Annotated in this window: 15 protein-coding genes and 1 pseudogene; 9 read left to right on the top strand and 7 right to left on the bottom strand. The window is 69.2% G+C overall.

Annotated elements, in window-relative coordinates:
• Window positions 1–293 precede the first annotated feature (293 nt).
• From O1Q03_RS31865 to O1Q03_RS31850, 4 genes are all read left to right on the top strand, one after another.
• Window positions 294–1,577: an isoprenylcysteine carboxylmethyltransferase family protein gene (locus O1Q03_RS31865; protein ID WP_269508444.1), complete on the top strand. Its 1,284-nt coding sequence runs from the start codon at window positions 294–296 to the stop codon at window positions 1,575–1,577.
• 36 nt (window positions 1,578–1,613) lie between these two features.
• The gene (locus O1Q03_RS31860) at window positions 1,614–2,009 is read left to right on the top strand and encodes a hypothetical protein (RefSeq protein ID WP_269508442.1); all 396 of its coding nucleotides are present in this window, start codon (window positions 1,614–1,616) and stop codon (window positions 2,007–2,009) included.
• 201 nt (window positions 2,010–2,210) lie between these two features.
• The gene (locus O1Q03_RS31855) at window positions 2,211–2,888 is read left to right on the top strand and encodes a histone acetyltransferase (RefSeq protein WP_269508440.1); all 678 of its coding nucleotides are present in this window, start codon (window positions 2,211–2,213) and stop codon (window positions 2,886–2,888) included.
• A gap of 54 nt (window positions 2,889–2,942) precedes the next feature.
• Window positions 2,943–3,515 carry an NADPH-dependent FMN reductase gene (locus O1Q03_RS31850; RefSeq protein ID WP_269508438.1) on the top strand — a complete coding sequence of 191 codons (573 nt, stop codon included), beginning with the start codon at window positions 2,943–2,945 and terminating at the stop codon, window positions 3,513–3,515.
• Window positions 3,516–3,534: 19 nt separating this feature from the next.
• Here the strand turns inward: O1Q03_RS31850 and O1Q03_RS31845 are convergent, their stop codons facing one another.
• The 5 genes from O1Q03_RS31845 to O1Q03_RS31825 form a co-directional block, all read right to left on the bottom strand.
• Window positions 3,535–4,188: a DUF2894 domain-containing protein gene (locus tag O1Q03_RS31845; protein WP_269508436.1), complete on the bottom strand. Its 654-nt coding sequence runs from the start codon at window positions 4,186–4,188 to the stop codon at window positions 3,535–3,537.
• Entirely contained in the window at window positions 4,185–4,829 is a 645-nt protein-coding gene (locus tag O1Q03_RS31840; protein WP_269508434.1) for an OmpA family protein, read from the bottom strand. Before O1Q03_RS31840 ends, O1Q03_RS31845 begins: the two co-directional genes overlap by 4 nt.
• Before the next feature lie 3 nt (window positions 4,830–4,832).
• On the bottom strand, window positions 4,833–7,880 hold the full coding sequence (locus O1Q03_RS31835; protein WP_269508432.1) for a DUF802 domain-containing protein: 3,048 nt from the start codon (window positions 7,878–7,880) through the stop codon (window positions 4,833–4,835).
• Window positions 7,881–7,890: 10 nt separating this feature from the next.
• Window positions 7,891–8,652, bottom strand: a complete 762-nt coding sequence (locus O1Q03_RS31830) for a DUF3348 domain-containing protein (protein WP_269508430.1) — start codon at window positions 8,650–8,652, stop codon at window positions 7,891–7,893.
• A gap of 184 nt (window positions 8,653–8,836) precedes the next feature.
• A complete protein-coding gene (locus O1Q03_RS31825) occupies window positions 8,837–9,475 on the bottom strand; it encodes a LysE family translocator (RefSeq protein ID WP_269508428.1) in 639 nt (212 codons plus the stop codon).
• A 150-nt stretch (window positions 9,476–9,625) separates the two neighbouring features.
• Between O1Q03_RS31825 and O1Q03_RS31820 the strand changes: the two genes are divergently transcribed.
• Complete coding sequence (locus O1Q03_RS31820) at window positions 9,626–10,090, top strand: GNAT family N-acetyltransferase (protein ID WP_269508426.1); 465 nt, start codon at window positions 9,626–9,628, stop codon at window positions 10,088–10,090.
• Window positions 10,091–10,296: 206 nt separating this feature from the next.
• Window positions 10,297–11,679: an FAD-containing oxidoreductase gene (locus O1Q03_RS31815; protein WP_269508424.1), complete on the top strand. Its 1,383-nt coding sequence runs from the start codon at window positions 10,297–10,299 to the stop codon at window positions 11,677–11,679.
• A gap of 136 nt (window positions 11,680–11,815) precedes the next feature.
• On the opposite strand, the pseudogene O1Q03_RS31810 reads toward O1Q03_RS31815, so the two are convergent.
• Window positions 11,816–12,037, bottom strand: a pseudogene (locus tag O1Q03_RS31810) (3-beta hydroxysteroid dehydrogenase); the annotation flags it as partial.
• Between O1Q03_RS31810 and O1Q03_RS31805 the strand changes: the two are divergent.
• The 3 genes from O1Q03_RS31805 to O1Q03_RS31795 all read left to right on the top strand — a co-directional run bounded on the left by O1Q03_RS31805 (window position 11,951) and on the right by O1Q03_RS31795 (window position 14,704).
• Window positions 11,951–12,307: an MmyB family transcriptional regulator gene (locus O1Q03_RS31805; protein WP_269508422.1), complete on the top strand. Its 357-nt coding sequence runs from the start codon at window positions 11,951–11,953 to the stop codon at window positions 12,305–12,307. The pseudogene O1Q03_RS31810 and the gene O1Q03_RS31805 sit on opposite strands and share 87 nt — an antisense overlap.
• Before the next feature lie 254 nt (window positions 12,308–12,561).
• The gene (locus tag O1Q03_RS31800) at window positions 12,562–13,791 is read left to right on the top strand and encodes a cyanate transporter (protein WP_269508420.1); all 1,230 of its coding nucleotides are present in this window, start codon (window positions 12,562–12,564) and stop codon (window positions 13,789–13,791) included.
• Between the two features lie 142 nt (window positions 13,792–13,933).
• Window positions 13,934–14,704, top strand: coding sequence for an ABC transporter substrate-binding protein (locus O1Q03_RS31795; protein ID WP_269508418.1), 771 nt, complete (start codon window positions 13,934–13,936; stop codon window positions 14,702–14,704).
• Between the two features lie 133 nt (window positions 14,705–14,837).
• On the opposite strand, the gene O1Q03_RS31790 is transcribed toward O1Q03_RS31795, so the two are convergent.
• Window positions 14,838–15,221 carry a hypothetical protein gene (locus O1Q03_RS31790; protein ID WP_269508416.1) on the bottom strand — a complete coding sequence of 128 codons (384 nt, stop codon included), beginning with the start codon at window positions 15,219–15,221 and terminating at the stop codon, window positions 14,838–14,840.
• Window positions 15,222–15,394: the final 173 nt, after the last annotated feature.

The following is a 15,394-nucleotide window of genomic DNA, read 5'->3' as shown; positions in this document are numbered from 1 at the left end:
GGCCAGCCCCGGCGGCGCGGCCGGCGCGGCGACGACGCCGGCCGGCAGCGGCACCGTCACGGGCGGCCTCACCGGCAGTTCGAACGGCGGCGCGGCAGGCGGCGCGGCCAACCTGCTGTCGCCGGTGACGAACCTGCTCGGCGGTGTGCTCGGCGGCACCACCAAGAAGTAACGCTTCACGTATCAGAACCACAGGCCAGCGGCCGGGCGCATACGAATCCAAAGCCCGGCCAGCGGCCGGCGTCACCCCGCCCAAGCGGGGGCGCCGGCCGACATCCGACGAGGATCCGATCATGAATTCCACGCTCGACGGCATCGCCGCGGTCCAGGACCGCCCGCCCCGTTCCGCCACGCCATTTCGCGCGGGCCTCTTCGGCATCACGGCCGGGCTCTTCGCGCTGTGGGTCACGCGCGACCACCCGACGCTCGACGCGGCCACGCGCGCCGTGATCGCGAGCCTCGCGATCATCGGCACGATCGCGCTGCACGAAATCTTCATCTCGCACGTCTATCTGCGCCCGAGCGCCGGGCTGTCGCGGCACGCCGTGCGCCCGCTTGCGCTGGCCCGCGTGACGACGCGGCTCGGCGCGCTCGCGTCGATCTACGCCGGCATCGGCGCGATCTACTGGCTGCTGCCCGAGTATCACGGCGCGTTCTACCTGCCGTTCTGGTCGCTGCTGCGCTCGCTCGCGCCGTACGTGATCGTCGCCGCGCCGTTCTATTTCGCGTGGATGGATCGCCACCAGCGCGAGACCGACGACGCGTATCTGCTGTGGGGCCGCTTCCTGTTCCGCCGCGAGACGCCCGCGAGCTGGGAACCCGTGCGCGAAATGCTCGCCGGCTGGGGCGTGAAGGCGTTCTTCCTGCCGCTGATGACCGTCTACCTGTCGAAGGACGCCGATCACCTGAGCGCGTCGCTCGCGCACGCGGTGAACGCGCCGATGACGATTGCGACCTTCGTGTTCCTGTACGACCTGTCGTTCACGATGGACCTGATGTTCGGCACCGTCGGCTACCTGTGCACGTTCCGCATCCTCGACAGTCACGTGCGCACCGTCGAGCCGACCACGCTCGGCTGGGTCGCCGCGCTGATGTGCTACCAGCCGTTCTGGTCGCTGATCTCGAACAACTACATCCGCTACGAAGGCTCGCTGTTCTGGGACAACTGGCTGCTGTCCGCGCCGACGCTGCGCGTGATCTGGGGCGCGGTGATCATCCTGCTGCTGATGACCTACGCGCTGTCGACGATCGCGTTCGGGCTGCGTTTCTCGAACCTCACGAACCGCGGGATCATCACGTCGGGCCCGTATCGCTTCACGAAGCATCCGGCCTACATCGCGAAGAACCTGTCGTACTGGATGGTGTCGGTGCCGTTCATCGAGCCGCTCGGCTGGCAGATCGGGCTCATGCACTGCGCGGGGCTCGTCGCGGTCAACCTGATCTACTACACGCGGGCAAAGACGGAAGAACGCCATTTGATGCGCGATCCTGACTATCGCGCGTATGCGGAATGGATCGCGCAGCATGGGCTGTTTGCGCGGATCAAGCAAGCGTTCGGGGGGCAGCAGGTGGCGTGATGCGCCGACGGGCGGCCGCATGCTCGGGATGCTCGAATGGCCGGGAGGACGACGCGCGCGAATGGCATCGCGTCGTCGACATCGCGAAGCGTGCCGTTCTCGCTCACCGACGACATCAGCACGATGCCGACCACGACTATCCACGTCGGCATCACGAGCACGACGAACGACGGCGCCATCATGACCGCGCATGCCTCCAGCACGCCCGCGCCGCGCCATTGCGGCCAATTGTCGCGAAACACCGTGATTCCGCGCGTTTCGTCGCTTTTCCGCGCCACTCCCGTTGCCCGCCCCCTCCCCGTCGCGTATGGTGCTGACCGTCCGCGCGCGCCTGTCGCGCGGCCTCGACCGTCGTCCCGCACGACGGCCGTGCGGGCCCGGCCCGCCATCACCGTCTCCGCGACACCGCCGTTCGGCGTCGCGCATTCTTGAGGAGAGAGGCGTGATCCATAAAGTCCTGATCCTGTTCGCACTCTGCATCGCGGGCCTCGCCGCGATCGCCGCCGGTTTCCAGCACATCCCCAGCTGATTCGCGGCCCCGGCTCGCTCGCCGAGCCCGGGGGCCGCTGCCATTCCCTTTCCCCATTGCGATGAACCCCTTTCTAGATGCGCCCGGGACGGGCGCCCTTTGCCATGCGTATCGACGTACAGCATTCCCAGCAACACATCGACGATGAACTCGACGCGCTCCATGCAGGTCTGCACCAGCCGGGCCATCGCCTGCACGATCTGCCGGCCGTCGCGCTCGGCGACTCCGGCCTGATCGTTCGCTACCGCGAGGCGGACGGCGAATACTTCCTTTACGTCGAGGATCCGTCGGCCCGGCAGCTCGCCGGTTACACGATCTTCAACCGGCTGCCCGAGCTTCCGCGTCGCGCAGACCGCTACCTGCGCGCACCGCATACGCGGCTGCGCGGCACCGCGCAACGCCGCGGCCTCGCGACCACGCTGTATCGATGGGGACTCGACGCGGGCCTGTGCCTGATCAGCGGCGCGCGCCAGTCGGTCGGCGCGGCGCGGTTGTGGCGCGCGCTCGCGCATGACTACCGGCACGGCTTCGTTGACGTCGAAGGCCGCGCGCTGCGTTATCTCGGCGAAGCCGTCGAAAGCGACGTGCACGACGCGCTGCATACGCGCAGGCTGTTGATCGGCAACGGCTGGACGCTCGCCGGTCTGGCGCGAGCAACCGGGATGACCGACGTGGCCGCTGGCGGATGCGATTCGATGACATCGCCGCCGGCCCGACGTGAATTGCATCGTGCCCGCGGCACCCGCCACGCGCATCACGCCGCGCCCGCACCGATGCGATAATCCGTCCGATCCGCGCGACGCCGCCGCGCATTCCGCCAACCGATACGCTCTTCGATGGCCACCGAACCCCAAACCGATTCCGAGCGCCGCATCGACATCGTCGCGCTGTGCGGCAGCCTGCGTGCGCAGTCGTACAACGCGGCGCTGCTCGACGCGGCCGCGCGCGTCGCACCGCGCGGCATGCGCATCACGCGCTTCGATCGCCTCGGCGAATTTCCGCTGTTCAATCCCGATGCCGAATTTCCGTCGCCGGCCGCGGTGCGCGATCTGATCGAGCGCCTGAACGCCGCCGACGGCGTGCTGATCGCGAGCCCCGAATACGCGCACGGCGTGACGGCCGTGATGAAGAATGCGCTGGACTGGATCGTCGGATGCGAAGCCGTCGTGTACAAGCCGGTCGCGGTATTGAATGCGTCGCCGCGTGCGACGCATGCGGATGCGGCGCTGCGCGAGACGCTGTCGGTGATGTCGGCATGCATCGTCGAACCCGCGTCGATCACGCTGCCGATCCTCGGCAGCCAGCTCGATGCAGCGGGTATCGCCGCGCATCCGCCGTTCGCGTCGGCGCTGAGCAATGCGTTGCGGGCGCTGCGCGCGGCGATCGACGAGCCCTCGCCACGCCGCTAAAGACGCGCGTTATCGCGTGTTATCGCGCGTTGGTGCGCGTGGTCTTGCGCGCCACCTTCGTCGATTTCGCCGGCTTCGCCGCCTTCGTGGCCTTCGCGCGCGGCGCTTCCTTCTCGGCTTGCGCGCCCCCGCCGGCCAGATCCTCGAGCCAAGCGAGCGCATCGATGTACGACATGAATTGCTGCAGGTATGCCGGCGACAGCTCGCGCATCGTCGCGAGCGACCGGTGCACGAGGCTGTTCGAATTGAGCGGCCCCGCGTTGCGCGGCACCTGATCGAGCGACTGGCGATACTGCTGTTCGGTGCGCACCTTCGACCACATCGCGCGGAAGTAGTCGATCAGTTCCGGATCGAGCCCGCGCCGGTCGGCCTGCGCATCGCGCGCGAGACGCTCGACGAGGCCGCCGAGCGCGCCGCGCGGCCGCATCTGCGCGGCTGCTTGCGCACTGTCGCACGCCGCCGCTGCGTCATCGGCTCGCGCGACGATCTGCGCAAACCCGTCCAGCAGCGTCGCGAGACGCGCATCGAGCAACGCGCGCGCGTCGCCGTCGAGCGCGGCCGCGCGCCGCTCCAGCGCGTCGAGCCGATGGAAGCGCACCGGGTCGAGCCGATCGGCGCCCTGCTCGCGCCATGCGTCGAGCAGCGCGCGCACCTGCGTCGCGGCGCCCGTCACTTCGCGCGCCCTCCGTTCGACGCGGACTTGCGCGGCACCGGCGCGATCTCCACGCGGCGATTCTTCGCACGGCCTTCATCGTCCGCGTTCGAGCTGACCGGCTGTTCGGAGCCGAACGCGGCGGCAAACACCGACGATGCAGGCACGCCCGCATCGATCAGCGCGCGCGTGACCGTCAACGCACGCTTGGCCGACAGTTCCCAGTTGTCCGCGAACTGGCGGTTGCCGGCGCGCACCTGCTGATCGTCGGCGAAGCCGCTGATCATCAGGATCTCGTCGCGCGTCTTCAGGTAGGTGGCGAGCGGCATTGCCAGCGTCTTCAGCAGATCGCTGCCCGCGGGCTGCAACTGATCGGAGTTCAGCGCGAACAGCACGTTGCCGCTGATGCCGATACGGCCGTTCACGAGCGTCACGCGGCCGGCCGCGAGCGGCCCGGCGAGCGCCTGTTCGAGCGACTTGCGCTGCTGCGCTTCCTGCTGGCGCGCGCGCACGGCTTCCTCGAGCTTCGACGTGAGCTGCAACTGCATGCCGATCACGCCGACGAGAATCAGCACGAACGCGCCGAGCAGCACCGACATCAGGTCGGCGAACGCGGGCCACACCGGCGCGGAAGGTGCGCCGTCGTCGATTTCGTCGTGCATGCGTTACGCCCCGACCGATGCCCGCCGCCCGGCGAGATGCTGCAGGTCTTCGACGATCTGCTTCTGCGACATCATGCTCAGGTCGATCACCTCGCGCGCCTGCGCGACGTAGTACTCGAGCTGCTCGTCGCTGCGCGCGAGCGACTTCTCGAGCGCGGCCTCGATGCGCTGCAGATGGGTCAGCAGCTTGTCGTTCGACTCGCCGAATACCTGCACGGCCGCGCCGAACGCATCGCCGAGGCTCGCGACCTCGACGGCGCCCGCGGTGACCTGCGCGGCGACCGAATCAAGCTTGCGCGTTTCGGCAGCGACGGTGTCGTTGAAGCGCGCGCCGACGCGATCGAGCAGGTCGGCCGACGTGCTGACGAGCGCGTCGATCGCGGTGCGCTGTTCGGTCGACGCGTGGTTGACCGCGCCGAGCAGCGTTTCGAGCGTCGCGAGCAGGCGGCCGCGCTCCTCGAGCATCTCGGTGTCGCGCACCATGCTGTCGGACAGGCGCTGGCGCAGCTCGGCGACGACGTCGGCCGCGGCCTTCGGCGCCTCCGACGCGGCCTGCACGAGACGCGCGATTTCGTTGATCGTGTCGCTCGCATGCACCTGCGCCTGCGCGGTGATGTCATTCGCGGTGCGGGTCAGCGTGTCGCAGATGTCCTGCTGGCGCGCTGCAGCCTGTGCGCTCGTCTGCGACCATTCGTCGCGCAGCGCGGCGGCCATCGCGGCGAGCGAGTCGTTCCATGCGGACAGACGCGCTTCGTCGCGTGCGGCCAGTTGCGTTTGCAGGCTCGTATGCGAATCGCGGATCGTCGACAGCAGGTCGTTCGAGCGTTGCTCGAAGGTCGCTGCTTGTGCGGTGAGATCGCGCGTGGTTTGTACGAGCGCGTCGCAGATTTCCTGCTGACGGCCGGCGCTGTGCACGCCGGCGCGCTGCCATTCGTCGCCGAGCTTCGTCGCCATTTCCGCGAGCGAAGCGTTCCATGCCGACAGGCGTTCTTCGTCGCGTGCCGCCAGTTGCGTTTGCAGACCCGTGTGCGAATCGCGGATCGTCGACAGCAAATCGTTCGAACGTTGCTCGAAGGTCGCTGCTTCTGCGGCGAGATCGCGCGTGGTCTGCGCGAGTGCGTCGCAGATTTCCTGCTGACGGCCGGCGCTATGCACGCCCGCGCGCTGCCATTCGTCGCTGAGCTTCGTCGCCATTTCCGCAAGCGACACATTCCACGTCGACAAACGTTCTTCGTCGCGTGCAGCCAGTTGCGTTTGCAGACCCGTGTGCGAATCGCGGATCGTCGACAGCAAATCGTTCGAGCGTTGTTCGAACGTCGCCGCCTGTGCGGTCAGATCGCGCGTAGTTTGTGCGAGCGCGTCGCAGATTTCCTGCTGGCGGCCTGCGCTATGCACGCCTGCGCGCTGCCATTCGTCGCCGAGCTTCTCGGCCATCGCGGCAAGCGAAGCGTTCCACGCCGCCAGACGTTCTTCGTCGCGTGCGGCCAGTTGCGTTTGCAGACCCGTATGCGAATCGCGAATCGTCGACAGCAGATCGTTCGAGCGCTGTTCGAACGTCGCCGCCTGTTGGGTGAGATCACGCGTGGTTTGTGCGAGCGCGTCGCAGATTTCCTGCTGACGGCCGGCGCTATGCGCGCCGGCGCGCTGCCACTCGTCGCCGAGCTTCTCGGCCATCGCGGCAAGCGAAGCGTTCCACGCGGACAGGCGCGCTTCGTCGCGCGCGGCGAGTTGCGTCTGCAGCGCCGCATGCGACTCGCGCATCGACGCGAGCGTCGCGCCCGAATGCCGCTCGAACGTCGCGGCGGCTTCACCCAGCGCGCGTGCATGCTGGCCGGCCAGCGTCTCGCCGACCTGCTCCTGACGCGCGAGCGCATCGCGCCACGCATCCGACAAACGCGTTTCGGTCGATTCGAGGCGCGTCGCGACGCCGTCGAGCAGGTCCGTCGAACGCTGCGCGAAGGTGTCGGTGAACTGGCCGAGCGTCGTCTGCAACTGCTGCGCGACGGCGTCGCCGGCGCGGCGCTGCTCGTCGATCGCGCGGTTCCAGACGGCCGTCACGTCGCCGGTGGTCTTCTCGAAGCCGCTGGTCAGCCCGTCGAGCTGGCGCTGCACGGCGCCCGTCACGGTGTCGCGCAGCGCGGCCATCTCCTGCGCGAGCCCGCTCATCGTCGCCGCGACGACCGGCTGCAACGCGGCCCCGGCCACGCGCGCGCTTTCGGCGGCGCTCTCCGTCAGCGCGTCGCCGACGTTCGATGCGAGGCCCGCATACGCACGCTCGGTGCGCTCGAAGAACGCCTGCTGGCTTTCGATCTGGCGATCGTGCAGCGCGACGCTGCGCGCCTCGAGCGTCGCCATCATCGTCTGCAGGCGGTCGACCAGCGCCGGCATCACGTCGGCCTGGCGCTGCAGCAGCCGGAACGATTCGTCGCGCTGATGCGCGGACGAATGCACGCGCAGCGTCGTCGCGATCTTCGCGTCGAGCTGCTGGCCCGCGTCGATCCGCTCGCGGCGCACGAGCGCCGACAACAGGCCGAGCATCGCGGACGTCGCCACACCGGCGATCGACGTGCCGAACGCGAACCCGAGCCCCTTCACCGGCGCGATCAGCGATGCGCGGATCGCGTCGAGATCGGTCGCGCTTTCGAGCGCGGCGCCCGTGCCCTTCAGCGTGACGACCATCCCGAGCAGCGTGCCGAGCATGCCGAGCAGCACGAGCAGGCCGACGAGATACGGCGTGAGCGCCGGGCCCGGCAGCGCGACGCGCGCGCCTTCGACGCGGGCGCGCACGGCGCCGCGCAGGCCCGGGTGCAGCGTATCGAGCCACGTATCGAGCCGGGCGGGCGGCTCGGTCAGCCCCGCCACCGCACGCGACAGCGTGGCGGTGGCCTGGCGGTAGCGCTGCAGTTCCCACGCACCGGCGACGTAGCACGCGCCGATCAGCAGCGTGACGGCCGCCGCGAGCGGGTTCGACGCGGCATAACCGACGCCGATCCAGCACACTGCGAGCAAGCCGGCGATGAAGACAACGAGATCGAGACGAATTCGGGACATAGCGTATTGATTAGCAGGTACGAAGGGCCGCGAGCAGCCCGTCTACCGTTTGAAACCGGAGTTCGAGTTCAGCGAGCAGGATGCTTTGCATCTCGTCGCGGAACGTGTCGAGCCACGTGCCGGGCACGATCGCCACGGCGGACGGCGCATCGGCCGCCGCCGCGGCATCGCCATCGGCGCCGGCCGCTGCCTGCGCGTCGGCGAGCGCCTGCCGCTCCGCTTCGCGCAGCCGCTCGAAGCGCGTGCCGAGCAACGCGGGCACGCCGGACAGCAGGCTGCGCTCGCGCGCGCCGAGCACGCGTTCCATGATCGCGTCGAGGGTCGCGAGCCGCGCCATGCCGGACGAGCGCGCGGCGAGCGCGACCCGCAGGCGGCCGCGCAACTGGCCGATCGCGGTCTCCATCTCCTGTTGCAGGGACAGACCACTCTGGCGGAAATCCGCGAAATCGGCCTTGTCGGCGGATGGCGGCGGCATCTCGCCGGGTCGCCGCCGCGTACGCGGGCGGTTGGCGGCCGTGATCGCCTGCGCGAGGTCGTGGCGCACGCGCGCGCAGTCGCGCTCGGCGTCGTAGCCGCGCACGCCGGCCGCGACGCCGGGCGGGCTCGCACTCAACGCGGACGACAACGTGATCGCGTCGGTCCAGCCGAGCCACTGGCTCAGCCGGTCCGACAGCGTCTGCCGGGATTCCGCGACGTCGGCATCGGTCAGGCGCGCGAGCAGCCGGACGAGCGTCGGACCGCTCAGCGCCGGGCGCGGGGGAGCTTGCACCATGCTGCAAACCGTCAAAAAGGCAGCAGTTTACACGTCGTCGGGCGGTCGACCGCCAGAATCGGGGAAGCGGCCGGTGTCGGCACACCGCGCAACGGGCGCGAACGCCCGCCGCATAAGGCTCGCGGGGCGATGGCAATGGCGGTGGCGGTGGCGGTGGCGGTGGCGATACCGCCGCCGTCGCTCGTCAGATCCCCGCTTTCGGCGCGTTCAGGATCAGCCGCAGCCCGAGCAACGTGATCGCACCGGCCGCGACGCGATCGACCCACTTCTTCGCGCGCAAGTAGAGTTCGCGCGGACGGCGCGTGGAAAAGCACAGCGCGACGATCGTGTACCAGCCGAATTCGACGCCGAACACGAGCGGCGGCAGCGCCAGATAGCACCACAGCGGCGGATGCTGCGGCAGGAGCGCCGCGAAGATGCTGCCGTACCAGATGGCCGTCTTCGGATTGCTCAGCTGGGTCGTGAGGCCCGTCCAGAACGACTTGCGCGCGCTGCCGGCGACGACGGCCTGCGGATCGTCCATCGCGATCGGCCGGTCGGCGCCGCGCCAGATCTTCGACGCCATGTAGATCAGATACACGCCTCCCGCCAGCTTGAGCCCCACATACAGCCATTCGACCGCCTGCAGCAGCGTGTAGAGCCCGGCCAGCGCGACGCCGCCGAATGCGATCCCGCCGATGCCCATGCCGAGCGCGGTGGCGAGCCCGTCGCGGCGCGACAGCCCGATCGAGTTGCGGGCCACCAGCACGAAGCTCGGGCCCGGAATCATCGCGCCAAGCCACAGCGCACCCAGAATGGCGAGTACGGCCGCCGATGCAGTCATCGAAGTCTCCTGGAAAATCGACGCCGATGCGCCGGCGCCTGCGCGTCGTTTCCCGACGGTGAAGCCAATGATTCTGGCACGCTTCGCGGGCCGCCGAAAGCGCCGGCGCGCTGTTATGCTGGCTGCCGTTCCCGCCCCCGCACCGCCGCCATGATCGAGATCCGCGCCGCCCGCTATCCGGACGATGCCGCCGCCGTCGAAGCGATCTTCCGCGAGTACATCGCGAGCCCCACCGTCAGCCTCGCGTTCCAGGACTACGAGCGCGAACTTGCCGCGCTGCCGGGCAAATACGCGGCGCCGCGCGACCAGTTGCTGCTCGCATGGAACGGCGAGCGCGCGGTCGGCTGCGCGGCGTTTCGCGAAATCGACGCGGCGACGTGCGAAATGAAGCGCGTGTACGTGCGTCCCGAAGCGCGCGGATTGAACGTCGGCCGCCGGCTCGTCGAACGGCTGGTGCACGATGCGAAGGCGGCCGGCTATGCGCGGATGTGTCTCGACGTGCTGCCCGAGTTTGCGGCTGCAAGGCAACTGTATGCATCGCTCGGCTTCACGCCCGCGCCGCCCGTCGCGTTCAATCCGGTGCCGGGCACCGAGTTCCTCGGCCGGGATCTGTGACGGAAACGCAGGGAATGAAACCTGCGCGAGCCGCGTCGTAACGCCGGCGTCGGCGCCTGCTTTCAACGCGATACGTCCCCGCCGCGCCGCACTCGCGGGCGCAGGCCAACAGGTCTACCATGAACGCTTGTCGCCGTTCGCGCGCGCCGGCGCGGCATGCGGCTTGCGCACGCCCCCTTCACGTTGAACCAGCGCAGGAGGACGTCATGACGCAACACTTCGACGCGATCATCATCGGCACCGGGCAAGCCGGGCCGCCGCTCGCCGCGCGGCTCGCCGGCGCCGGCATGAAAGTCGCGATCGTCGAGCGCGGCCGCTTCGGCGGCACCTGCGTCAACACCGGCTGCATTCCGACCAAGACGCTCATTGCGAGCGCGTACGCCGCGCAGCTCGCGCGGCGCGCCGACGAATACGGCGTGTCGGTCGGCCCCGTGAGCGTCGACATGAAGGCCGTGAAGGCGCGCAAGGACCGCATCTCCGGCCGCTCGAACCACGGCGTCGAGCAATGGGTGCGCGGGCTCGACAATACGACCGTATTCCAGGGCCATGCGCGCTTCGAGCGCCCCGACGCGGTGCGCGTGGGCGACGCGCTGCTCGAGGCGAACCGCATCTTCATCAACGTCGGCGGGCGCGCGCAGATTCCGCCGATGCCGGGGCTCGACTCGGTGCCGTACCTGACCAACTCGACGATGATGGACGTCGACTTCCTGCCCGAGCATCTCGTGATCATCGGCGGCAGCTACGTCGGGCTCGAATTCGGCCAGATGTATCGCCGCTTCGGCTCGCGGGTCACGATCATCGAGAAGGGGCCGCGGCTGATCCATCGCGAGGACGAGGACGTATCGCAGGCGGTGCGCGAGATTCTCGAGAAAGAAGGCATCGACGTGCAGGTCGACGCGAACTGCCTGAACGCGCGGCGTGACGACAGCGGCGACGGCGTCGTGGTCGGCCTCGACTGCACGGGCACCCGCCGCCAGGTCACGGGCTCGCATCTGCTGCTCGCGGTCGGCCGCGTGCCGAACACCGACGATCTCGGGCTCGAACAGGCCGGCATCGCGACCGATACGCACGGCTACATCACCGTCGACGAACATTTGCGCGCCAGCGTGCCAGGCATCTGGGCGCTCGGCGACTGCAACGGGCGCGGCGCGTTCACGCACACCGCGTACAACGACTACGAGATCGTCGCGGCCAACCTGCTCGACGACGATCCGCGCAAGGTGTCCGACCGCATCACCGCGTACGCGATGTACATCGATCCGCCGCTCGCCCGCGTCGGCATGACGCTCGCGGAAGCGAAGCGGACGGGCCGCCGGCTGCTGGTCGGCACGCGCCCGATGACGCGCGTCGGCCGCGCCGTCGAAAAAGGCGAGAGCCAGGGCTTCATGAAGGTGATCGTCGACGCGGACAGTCACGCGATTCTCGGCGCGTCGATCCTCGGCGTGACGGGCGACGAGGTGATCCACGGAATGCTCGACGTGATGGCCGCGGGCGTGCCGTATACGACGATCAGCCGCGCGATGCACATCCATCCGACCGTGTCGGAGCTCGTGCCGACCATGCTGCAGGATCTGCATCCGGTCGAATGACGACAGCGGCAGGCCGGCACGCCCGTATGTCGTGGGTGTATGACGTGCATGCGGTGCGTGCCGTTTGTGCCGTGACCGTCTGACCGCCGCCGCGACGCGCATGCCGCCCGGCAACGACCGCACGCGCGTTCGCCCGTCAGCCTTCGAAATACCGCGGCCGGTCGATGTCCGCGAGCAGGCCCGGCTGCCGCGGCGCCCAGTCGAGCAACGCACGCGTGCGCTCGCTCGTTGCGGGCGCATCCATCCGCGCGAACATCGCGAACCAGCCGAAGTGTTCGCCGGCCTGCTCCGCCGATTTCGCGACCACCGGTACGTCGAGCCTGCGGCCGATCACGGCCGCGATCTCGCGGAACGGCACGAGATGCGCGCGACGAGCGCCGAATTCGATGCGATGTGGCGCGACCACGACATCCGTTCGCACGACGAAGGCACGAAGGAAATCCGTCATCCGCAGGCCGGCCGGATCGCGCTCGAATACTCGGCGTTCTCGGTGACCGGTCGCCCGGACCTGAGCCTCGTGATCTTCACGCCCGCGTCGGCGGCCGATCGTACGCGGATCCGGGCGCTCGTCGCGGCGCGAGAGCGGGCCCGAAAGCAGGCCCGCGTATCGCAGGCGCCGGCCGCATAGCGCCGCGCGGCTCCCTCCCCCGCTCGCCGCACGCCGCTCGCCGCTCCCCACACGCCGCTCCCCGCACGCCGCAGACCGCAGACCGCTCGCCGCCCGCCCCGCCGGCCTCTCCCATCCGGCCCCGTCACACCGCGCCCAACCATCGCATTCCGCACTGATCGCCAGTCGAATATTTAATTTTCCACTGGCGACGCGCGCCTTTACCCTTTCGGCATCGCATCACAGGGCCTCTCGGCCCGCTCTGGAGCATTCCGATGACCGACCCCGGCACCGCGCAAGCCGTTCCCCGCCCGCATACGGCTTCCGTGTCCTATGGCGCGCTCGCGCTGCTGGTGCTGGCCGGCCTCAACCTGCGGCCATTCCTGACCGCGTTCGGCCCCGTGCTCGACCTCGTGCGCGCCGACACGGGCCTCGGCTTTCGCGCGGCCGCGCTGCTGACCACGCTGCCGTTCGTGCTGATGGGCGTCGTCGCCGGCTTCGGCGTCGGACTGGCGCGCCGCATCGGCGAGCAGCGCGCGCTGACCGGCGCGCTGGCGCTGATCGCCGCCGGTTGCATCGCCCGCCTGTGGACGGGCAGCAGCGCCGGGCTGATCGTCACGGCCATCGCCGCCGGCGCGGGCGTCGCCGTCATCCAGTCGCTCGCGCCGGGCCTCGCGAAACGCTGGTTCGCCGACCGGCTGCCGCTCGCGATGGGCCTCTATTCGGCCGCGCTGGTCGGCGGCGGCGCCTTCGGCGCGGTCGCGAGCCCGTGGCTCGCCGCGCACGGCGGCTGGCATCTGTCGTTGTCGGTATGGGCGGTGCCCGCGCTCGTCACGCTCACGCTGTGGCGCGCGAAGGCGCCGCACGACAGCGCGCATGCGGCAGCGGTAGCGGCGCCGGTCGCCGCGTTCGCGCAGATTCCGCGCGCATGGCAGCTCGCCCTGTTCTTCGGCCTGAGCAACAGCGGTTACGCGAGCGTGGTCGCGTGGCTGCCCGCGTTTTATCGCAGCGTCGGCATGAGCGCGCAGGCGAGCGGCAACCTGCTCGCGTGGATGGCGGTGTTCCAGGCGGCCGGCGCGCTGGCGATGCCGATGCTCGCGAAACGCGCGCACGATCGCCGCCCGGTGCTGTGGCTCACGCTCGCGCTGCAGGCGGCCGGCTTCGTCGGCTTCGCGACGATGCCCGCGCTCTCACCGGGGGTATGGGTCGCGAGCGTCGGCGTCGGGCTCGGCGGCTTCTTCTCGATGAGCCTGATCGTCACGCTCGACCACCTGCCGGACGCGCGCCTCGCGGGTGCGCTCGCCGCGTTCGTGCAGGGCATAGGATTCCTGACCGTCGCGTCGAGCCCCTGGCTGATCGGCTGGCTGCGCGACGCGGGCGGCGGCTTCGCGATCGCGTGGTGGGTGCACATCGGCGTGATCGCCGCGATGGCCGCGTTGAACGCGACGTTCTCCCCTGCCGGCTACCGGCGCAGCATGGCGCGCATCACCGGCACCTCGCACTGAACCGGATTCCCTGACCCGGACGGCCGCCGGCATCTTCCGGCGACCGGCCACCGCCCGCAGCACGGCCGGGCGCGGGCGGTCACGCCAATCGGCCGCAGTTTCGCTTCAACTCGAACAAAACCAACCGGTAAATGGAGACACCATGAAAAAGCTCGTCATGGCCGTTGCGCTCGCGCTGACGGCAGGCGTCGCAGCCGCGAAGGACCCTGCCGTCCTGCGCTTCGGCGTCGATCCCAGCTATGCGCCGTTCGAATCGCTCGCGCCCGACGGCAAGCTCGTCGGCTTCGACATCGACCTCGGCAACGCGATCTGCGAACGCATGAAGGTGCGCTGCGTGTGGGTCGAGAATGCGTTCGACGGGATGATTCCCGCGCTGAAGGCGCGCAAGTTCGACGGCGTGCTGTCGTCGATGAGCGTGACGGAGAAGCGCCTCGCGCAGATTGCGTTCACCGACAAGATCAACAACGTGCCGCCCCGGCTCGTCGCGCGGCGCGGCGCGAACCTGCAGCCGACGGCCGCATCGCTGGCCGGCAAGAGCGTCGGCGTCGAGCAGGGAACGACGCAGGAAACCTATGCGCGCACGTACTGGGAACCGAAGGGCGTGATCGTGCGCACGTACCAGACGCAGGATCTCGTCTACCAGGACCTGATAGCGGGGCGGCTCGACGCATCGCTGCAATCGTCGGTACAGGCCGACCTCGGCTTCCTGAAGACGCCGAAGGGCGCGAACTTCGAGTTCGCGGGGCCGGCGCTGCAGGATCCGAAGACGCTCGGCGTCGGCTCGGCGATCGGCATGCGCAAGGACGACGACGCGCTGCGCAAGCAGATCAACGACGCGCTCGCGAGCCTGATTCAGGACGGTACGTATCAGCGGATCGCGAAGAAGTATTTCTCGTTCGATATCTACAACTGACGAACGCGAACGGAACACGGACGGAACACGCAAAGCGGCGTCGTGCGCGAATGCACGACGCCGCTTCTTCGTTCGTCGCATCAGGCAATCGAGCCGTCGAAACCGGGCGGGCCCGACGCTCGATCATCGGGCATTACGCGGTCGATGCCAGCAATTCCGTTGCAAACGACTTCGCATGCGCGACGGCCTCTTGCGCATCGGGGAACACGCCCAGCTCGTCCCAATGCTCCTCGGCCGCGTAGGTTCCCTTCACCGCGAGCGCGCGCTGCACGCGCAACTGCGCCGCATATCTGCCGTCTTCCAGTGGCCGGGCCGCCGCGATGATCCGGTGCGGCAGACTGGTGCCCTCCGGCTGCACCAGCTCGGCCGGGCCGCCGATCGTGCCGATATCCTTCAACGCGTTCCGCGTATTGCAGTCCGGGCAGTAGAAGCACCAGCCCGCGTCCTCCTGACGGGACCGGACCTGCCCTCGAGCCAGCACCGCACGGCATTCAACGTTCTCGCAGATGAACGGCATGGCAGTCTCCGAAGTTGTTTGACGGAAATCCTAGCATGTCCGCCGGCGCGCAACCATCGGCATTGGTCGGGCCACGATACCCGCACACCGCCGGTGAGTGTCGACCGTGCGCCGTCGGCCCGGCAAGCCGTCGATTCCTTTTGACCAACGATGTGTGCAATCGCGTCGATCGA

This window comes from Burkholderia sp. IMCC1007, assembly GCF_027257875.1.
In the GTDB taxonomy this organism is placed as follows: Bacteria; Pseudomonadota; Gammaproteobacteria; order Burkholderiales; family Burkholderiaceae; genus Burkholderia.
Note: the sequence above shows the minus strand (reverse complement) of the source record. Positions and strands in the feature narration are given on the sequence as shown.